General features: G+C 59.7%; 8 protein-coding genes. 5 read left to right on the top strand and 3 right to left on the bottom strand.

Annotation, left to right across the window (positions count from 1 at the left end; translation table 11 throughout):
* Positions 1–258 precede the first annotated feature (258 nt).
* The gene (gene fabA, locus FN828_RS14665; protein ID WP_142494227.1) at positions 259–768 is read right to left on the bottom strand and encodes a bifunctional 3-hydroxydecanoyl-ACP dehydratase/trans-2-decenoyl-ACP isomerase; all 510 of its coding nucleotides are present in this window, start codon (positions 766–768) and stop codon (positions 259–261) included.
* A 171-nt stretch (positions 769–939) separates the two neighbouring features.
* On the opposite strand from fabA, the gene irrA reads away from it, so the two are divergent.
* Together irrA and FN828_RS14655 are read left to right on the top strand one after the other, a co-directional pair.
* Complete coding sequence (gene irrA, locus FN828_RS14660; RefSeq protein ID WP_221930556.1) at positions 940–1,362, top strand: iron response transcriptional regulator IrrA; 423 nt, start codon at positions 940–942, stop codon at positions 1,360–1,362.
* Positions 1,363–1,461: 99 nt separating this feature from the next.
* Complete coding sequence (locus tag FN828_RS14655; protein ID WP_142494226.1) at positions 1,462–2,451, top strand: NADPH:quinone reductase; 990 nt, start codon at positions 1,462–1,464, stop codon at positions 2,449–2,451.
* Positions 2,452–2,725: 274 nt separating this feature from the next.
* On the opposite strand, the gene FN828_RS14650 is transcribed toward FN828_RS14655, so the two are convergent.
* Both FN828_RS14650 and FN828_RS14645 read right to left on the bottom strand, forming a co-directional pair.
* On the bottom strand, positions 2,726–3,316 hold the full coding sequence (locus FN828_RS14650; RefSeq protein ID WP_142494225.1) for a hypothetical protein: 591 nt from the start codon (positions 3,314–3,316) through the stop codon (positions 2,726–2,728).
* A gap of 107 nt (positions 3,317–3,423) precedes the next feature.
* Complete coding sequence (locus FN828_RS14645; RefSeq protein WP_142494224.1) at positions 3,424–3,852, bottom strand: FKBP-type peptidyl-prolyl cis-trans isomerase; 429 nt, start codon at positions 3,850–3,852, stop codon at positions 3,424–3,426.
* Positions 3,853–4,023: 171 nt separating this feature from the next.
* On the opposite strand from FN828_RS14645, the gene FN828_RS14640 reads away from it, so the two are divergent.
* The 3 genes from FN828_RS14640 to FN828_RS14630 are packed head-to-tail and all read left to right on the top strand — an operon-like array spanning position 4,024 to position 6,499.
* Positions 4,024–4,710, top strand: coding sequence for a haloacid dehalogenase type II (locus FN828_RS14640; protein ID WP_142494223.1), 687 nt, complete (start codon positions 4,024–4,026; stop codon positions 4,708–4,710).
* On the top strand, positions 4,710–5,531 hold the full coding sequence (locus tag FN828_RS14635; RefSeq protein WP_142494222.1) for an alpha/beta fold hydrolase: 822 nt from the start codon (positions 4,710–4,712) through the stop codon (positions 5,529–5,531). Before FN828_RS14640 ends, FN828_RS14635 begins: the two co-directional genes overlap by 1 nt.
* Positions 5,528–6,499 (top strand): threonine ammonia-lyase, encoded by a 972-nt coding sequence (locus FN828_RS14630; RefSeq protein WP_142494221.1) that lies wholly within the window; start codon positions 5,528–5,530, stop codon positions 6,497–6,499. Before FN828_RS14635 ends, FN828_RS14630 begins: the two co-directional genes overlap by 4 nt.
* The last annotated feature ends 112 nt before the right edge of the window (positions 6,500–6,611 follow it).

Raw genomic sequence — 6,611 nt, 5'->3', positions numbered from 1 at the left:
GGGAAAGAACGGTCGCAGCCGCGCCATCTGTTCGTCGGTCAGCCAAAATAGATTGCTCATGATACCCCCTGAAAGTTTGGGGATTTGAAGCATGCGACCAATGCGATCTCAAGCCGATTAATGGGTCCTGAGCCTAGGAAAGCAGACGTTCGCAAGCAGTGCAGCATTCGGTAAGGTTGATCTCAAACAGCCATACCCGCCCCAAAAAATAAAAAGGGGCCTTCCGGCCCCTTCCCCATTCTTCAAACCACGCCAGTCTCAGCTCTCGCTCAGCGCGACTTTCATATCCTTAACGATGTAAATCACCTCGCCATCGGCCTCGACAATACCATCGGCCACGCCCATCGTCAGGCGGCGGGTTTGGATCGCCTTGGTGAAATCCACCTTGTAGGTCAGCATCTTGCGGTCGGGGCGGACCATGCCCGTCAGTTTGACTTCGCCGACACCCAGCGCGTAACCGCGCCCCAGCCAGCCGCGCCAGCCAAGGTTAAATCCGGTCAACTGCCACAGCCCGTCCAGACCCAGACAGCCGGGCATGATCGGATTGCCGGGAAAATGACAGTCAAAGAACCACAGGTCCGGGGTGATGTCGAATTCCGCCACCACATGCCCCTTGCCGTGCAGCCCGCCATCGCCCGAAATCTCGGTGATGCGGTCCATCATCAACATCGGCGGCGCGGGCAGTTGGGCATTGCCCGGCCCAAACAGCTCGCCTCGGGCGCATTTCAGAAGATCATCGCGGTCAAAACTGCTCGGATACTGGGACATAAAGATGAAACCCCTTTTATTCAGTCTTTTTCGGTTTCTTTCCCTCTAGCACCCGGTTCGCCCCCCGCGCAAGTCCGCGCAACAGCCACGCTTGCCAGTTGCAACCTGTTTTCAATTGAAATTCCCTGCCCTGATGCCCTATATTAACAGGTGAACTAAGGGAAACGCGACATGAACGTGACGGATCAGGCAAAAGAGCGCGGCGCCGAATGGCTGGCTGGGGGCAATGTGCGCCCGACCCGTCAACGCACGACGCTGGCCGCCTTGCTGGTCGGGGATGGGCAGCATCGCCATGTGACAGCCGAAAGCCTGTATTCCAAGGTTGTCGAACAGGGCGAAAGCGTGTCTTTGGCTACGGTTTACAATACCTTGCGGGCTTTTTGTCAGGCTGGCCTGATGCAAGAAGTCACTGTTGACGGCACCCGATCCTATTTCGACACCAACATCCACGAACACCCGCATTTCTTCTGGGAAGATAACGGTCAACTGACCGATGCCCCCAGTGATGAACTGGTGATTTCGCGCCTGCCCCAAACCCCCGAAGGGGCCGAGGTGACCAGCGTCGATGTGGTCATCCGTCTGCGCCGGAAATAACCCCACATCTGCTATGACCGCGAATCAATGCGTCATGCGCGTTGCATTTCGCCGCGTGTCCCGTACCATCGCGCCAGCCACAGCAGCGGAGGATGGACAATGCGCGCGATCACCTATCAGGCCCTTGGCCCGGCGCAGGATGTCCTGCATCTGACGGATTTGCCCCGCCCCAGCCCAGCGACGGGCGAAGTGCTGGTTCGCGTTCATTATTCCGGTGTGAACCCATCGGACGTAAAACTACGCAACGGCGCACGACCGGGCATAACCGCCCCGCCCTTTCCCGTGATGATCCCCCACAGCGATGGCGCGGGCATTATCGAAGCCGTGGGCGAAGGTGTCCCTGCCGATCGGGTGGGGGAACGCGTCTGGATCTGGAATGCTGGCTGGCAACGGGCCAACGGAACGGCGGCGGATTATGTTTGCCTGCCACAGGCACAGGCGGTTCCGCTGCCGGATTCGGTCACGCTCCAAACCGGGGCTGTTCTGGGCATTCCCGGCCTGACAGCCTGTCATTGTGTATTTGGTGGCGGTGAAATCCGGGGCAAAACGCTGCTGATTTCTGGCGGCTCGGGTACGGTTGGGGTGCTGGCCGTGCAACTGGCCAAATGGGGCGGTGCCAAAGTGATCGCCACCGCATCCCCCGCCCTAGCCCCCCGCGTTCGTGCCGCCGGGGCCGATGCTGTCCTGGACTACGCCGCGCCGGATCTGGCCGCACAAGTTCTGGCTGCCAATGACAACACCCCCATTGATCGCGTGATCGAGGTAGAGGCCGGGCTGAACATCGACCTGATCACCGAGGTCATCGCCGTCGGCGGGTCCATCGCGGCCTATGGTTCGGCGCAAAAAACCGAATTTACCCTGCCCTTCTATGCGTTGATGTTCAAACATGTAACGCTGCAAATGGTGCTGATCTATCTGTTACCGATGGAAGACCGGATCGCCGCCATCATGCGCCTGCACTCTGCCCTGACCGAAGGGGCGCTACACCTCGATATCAGTGCGATTTATCCTGCCGAAGAATGCGCCGCAGCCCATGAAGCGGTTGAAACCGGCCATCGGAAAGGTGCCGTATTGGTGTCTTTTGAATAACCCCTCCGCTCGGTCATTTGGGGAAAGCGGCGGAATTTGAGTATTTTGGGCAAGATGAAAGCGGGTGACGCGCTAAAATCGTAACGATGCGCCGTGCCTGTAGATCAGCCACACCAGCGGGATGCACGTCACCCTTGCTCTTTCTTGGTCCAAATATCCACTGCGCAACCGTTCGGCGATTACGCGGTCAGTGGGGTTATGGATCGGGGGCGATGCGGCTTCCCCATTCAGAGGACCCCAATTCAGATCAGGGCGTTCGCAGGTTCCCCCTTCGTCAGTCTTTGAGCTTCTTCAGGTGATTGCGTGACTTCGCCAGCCCTGCATCAAACCCTTCGCCATCGCCATATTCCACAAACGCCCCATAATGGGCATGGGTGCCATCCACCCGCGCGGCATGTTTGATCGGGCACCAATAGGCCTCAGTCCGGCCTGCGATTTCACGGACATAGGACAGCAACCCGTTGCAATAGCCGCAATAAACGCAGTTCAATTTCTGCAAACCATTCAGATAAGCCAGATGTTGACGGTCAATACGAATGTGATCCGCACGGCGGACCTTGGGGATGCCGTAAACCGGGAAACAAACCGCGTGATAGATCGTCACGAACACATCCAGCAATGCAAACGGCAGGATCAGGGAATAAATCACCGGGGCCGTGATCACCGTCAACGGACGGGTGTGACGCAAAAAGACCAGCCAGCGGACCTTTAGGGCGCGATGCTGGCGGCGCACGCCTTCTTCCCAGACGACGCGATCGTTTTCCATCTTGTACCGAAATGCGGCCCGGCGTTTGGCCAGTTCGGTTTCAAATTCATCCTGCAAGGCGCGGATGCGTTCCAGCAACGTTTCGGCGGCATTCGACATCTTGGACCCTCGGGCAATGACACCGTACCAGCTTAACACGGTTCGCCGATGCAAAAAGCCCCGCCATTTCAAGCGGGGCTTTCCGGCAGCTTTGGATCAGATGGCGTTCAGCCGATCGACACCAGTTCGATGGCAAAGGTCAGTTCCTTGCCTGCCAGCGGGTGATTGGCGTCCAGCGTCACTTCTTCTTCGGTGATGCCCACCACCGTGACCGGCACAACCTGCCCGGTGGGCGATTGCATTTGCAATTGCAGGCCCAGTTCCAGCGGGATTTCAGCCGGGATATTGGAGCGCGGGATCGCCTGCACCGCATCCGGGTGGCTTTCGCCATAAGCTTCGGCGGCAGGGACCACCACGGTTTTCTGATCGCCCACAACCATGCCCGGAATGGCCTTATCCAGACCCGGAATGATCTGGCCCGATCCCACGGTGAATTCCAGCGGATCGCGCCCGGCAGAGCTGTCGAACTGGCTGCCATCGGTCAGCGTGCCGGTATAGTGAATACGGACGGTATCGCCCGGTTTAACCTGGGTCATCGGTTTTCCTGTATTGTAAGGGGATGAATGAAGAGGCCGCCGTTCAGGCGGGTGCTCTGGGTTTGATGGGCGCAGCCTAATGGGCAAAGCACTGGATTGCAAACCGCGCGTTCTGGGGCCTTTCTATCGCCCGCGCCCCGTGCCACCCTGCCCCAAACGGGAGGAACCGCAATGACCATCACAACCTGCATTTTTGATGCCTATGGCACATTATTCGACGTGGCCGCCGCCGCCCGCGAGGTCGCCGCTGAACCGGGGCGTCAGGCGCTGGCGGACAAATGGCCCGAACTGGCGCAGCATTGGCGACTGAAACAGTTGCAATATAGCTGGCTGCGCGCGGTCATGGATCAGCATTGTGATTTCTGGCAGGTCACGCAGGACGGGCTGGATTGGGCGATGGAGGCAACGGGACTGGCCCCCGACCCCGATCTGCGGGCGCGGCTTTTGCAACTGTATTGGGAATTATCCGCCTACCCCGAGGTTCCCGCCATGCTGCGCGCCCTGAAACAGGCAGGGCTGAAGGCGGCAATCCTGTCCAATGGATCGCCCGAAATGCTGGACGGGGCGGTGCGTTCTGCCGGGCTGGGCGACCTGCTGGACGATAACCTGTCTGTTGAATCCGTCGGCATCTTCAAGCCCGCCCGCCCGGTTTATGATCTGGTCGGGCAGCGTTTCGATTGCAGACCTGAACAGGTTCTGTTTGTGTCCTCGAACGGATGGGATGCGGCGGCGGCATCGGGCTATGGATTCGTGACGGCATGGGTCAACCGTGCGGGCGATCCAGTGGACCGACTGCCCGCAAAACCGCAACATATCCTGTCCGATTTGACAGGGATTCCAGCTTTGGCGGGGGCATAATGGCTAAATTTACCACTTCAGACGGCCTGACACTACATTACGAGGATGACGGCGCGGGCCTGCCCGTCCTGTGTCTGGCGGGATTGACCCGCAACACACGGGACTTCGATTTCGTCGCGCCGCACCTGCCCGGTGTGCGCCTGATCCGCATGGATTACCGGGGGCGGGGCCAATCCGGTTGGGCGGATGATTACAGCACCTATTCCGTTCCCCGCGAAGCACGGGACGCGCTGGAACTGCTGGATCATCTGGGGCTGGAAAAAGCGGCTATCCTTGGCACCTCGCGCGGGGGGATGATCGGGATGTTTCTGGCCGCAACGGCCAAGGACCGGCTGCTGGGTGTTGCCCTGAACGATGTCGGCCCGGAACTGAACAAGGACGGGCTGGCGGGCATCGTTGCCAATCTGGGGGTGAACCCGGATGCAAAAACGCTGGACGAACTGGCCGCCCAACGCGCGCAAACACCGGGTTTTGCAAACGTTCCGCCCGAACGCTGGCAGCAGGAAGCCACCCACATTTTCACCCAGACCCGACGGGGGATGGAAATCAACTATGACCCGCGCCTGCGCGATGCGATTGTCGAATCCGCCATCGGAGACACACCCGATCTGTGGCCGCTGTTTCGCGCTGTTGCCCCCCTGCCCTGCGCGGTGATCCATGCGGAAAACTCTGAATTGCTCAGCGCTGAATCGGTGGACCGTATGGCGGCAGAAATGCCGGGCCTGATTGTCGCCCATGTGCCGGATCGCGCCCACATCCCCTTTCTTGACGAACCGCAATCGCTGGACGCGCTGCACCAATGGCTAGGGAAATTGCAATGAATATCGACCTGATCGAAGCCGCCGCACAGCGTCTTGCGGGGCATGTGCGGCGCACGCCGCTGCTGTCCTCGCCGTTTCTGGATGACATTGCCGGGCGGCGGGTGCTGGTGAAACCCGAATGTCTGCAACATACTGGCAGTTTCAAATTCCGGGGCGGGTGGTCGGCCCTGTCGGCGCTGCCGGATGACCAACGTGCCAATGGCGTAATCGCCTTTTCCAGCGGCAACCATGCGCAGGGGGTGGCCTATGCCGCTAAACTGCATGGGGTGCCTGCGGTGATCATCATGCCGTCAGACGCCCCAAAGCTGAAAATCGACAACACCCGCGCCTTGGGGGCCGAGGTGGTGCTATATGACCGCGCTGGCGAAGACCGCGATGCCTTGGGCGCCAGGCTGGCCGCAGAACGGGGGCTGACGCTGGTGAAACCCTTTGACGATCCGCAGGTCATCGCGGGCCAAGGCACCGCCGGGTTGGAAATCGCGGAACAGGCGGCTGAACTGGGCGTCACCCACGCCGATGTCATGGTCTGCTGCGGGGGCGGCGGTCTGACCTCGGGCATTGCCCTTGCACTAGAGGCACGCGCCCCCGACCTGCGCGCCCGCCCTGCCGAACCACAGGGGTTTGACGATGTGAAACGGTCGCTGGCAACCGGCACAATTCAGCGCAACCCCGCCCTGTCCGGATCAATCTGCGACGCGATTATTACGCCGCAACCGGGCGATATGACCTTTCCCATCATGAACCGCCTGTGTGGCCCCGGCATTGCCGTGACCGAGGATGAATGCCTGCACGCGATGGCACTGGCCTTTCTGCGGTTGAAAATCGTGCTGGAACCGGGTGGTGCGGTCGGGTTGGCCTCGGCGCTGTTTCATGGCGATGAAATCGAAGGCGATACCGTGATCGCCGTTGCCTCGGGCGGGAATGTGGACCCGGACATGTTCCAGACAGCGCTGAGTCGCTTCCTGTAATCGGTCCCCCAAATCTGTCCTTGCGGCCGGAAAAGTCCAACTTTTCCGAATAAATTTGCATTGTTAATTATTTTTTGAGATTTTAATTGACACTGCACACTAAATTTGGAAC

Origin of the sequence: Thalassovita litoralis (assembly GCF_900182725.1) — a bacterium.
Lineage (GTDB): Bacteria > Pseudomonadota > Alphaproteobacteria > Rhodobacterales > Rhodobacteraceae > Thalassobius > Thalassobius litoralis.
This window is presented reverse-complemented; position numbering and strand designations above follow the sequence as displayed.

What these genes read in the sequence shown, in the direction of transcription:
- FN828_RS14635 (WP_142494222.1), top strand. Translation starts at nt 4,710, where the DNA reads ATGGCTAAATTTACCACTTCAGACGGCCTGACACTACATTACGAGGAT.
- irrA (WP_221930556.1), top strand. Translation starts at nt 940, where the DNA reads ATGAACGTGACGGATCAGGCAAAAGAGCGCGGCGCCGAATGGCTGGCT.
- fabA (WP_142494227.1), bottom strand. Translation starts at nt 768, where the DNA reads ATGTCCCAGTATCCGAGCAGTTTTGACCGCGATGATCTTCTGAAATGC.
- FN828_RS14650 (WP_142494225.1), bottom strand. Translation starts at nt 3,316, where the DNA reads ATGTCGAATGCCGCCGAAACGTTGCTGGAACGCATCCGCGCCTTGCAG.
- FN828_RS14655 (WP_142494226.1), top strand. Translation starts at nt 1,462, where the DNA reads ATGCGCGCGATCACCTATCAGGCCCTTGGCCCGGCGCAGGATGTCCTG.
- FN828_RS14630 (WP_142494221.1), top strand. Translation starts at nt 5,528, where the DNA reads ATGAATATCGACCTGATCGAAGCCGCCGCACAGCGTCTTGCGGGGCAT.
- FN828_RS14640 (WP_142494223.1), top strand. Translation starts at nt 4,024, where the DNA reads ATGACCATCACAACCTGCATTTTTGATGCCTATGGCACATTATTCGAC.
- FN828_RS14645 (WP_142494224.1), bottom strand. Translation starts at nt 3,852, where the DNA reads ATGACCCAGGTTAAACCGGGCGATACCGTCCGTATTCACTATACCGGC.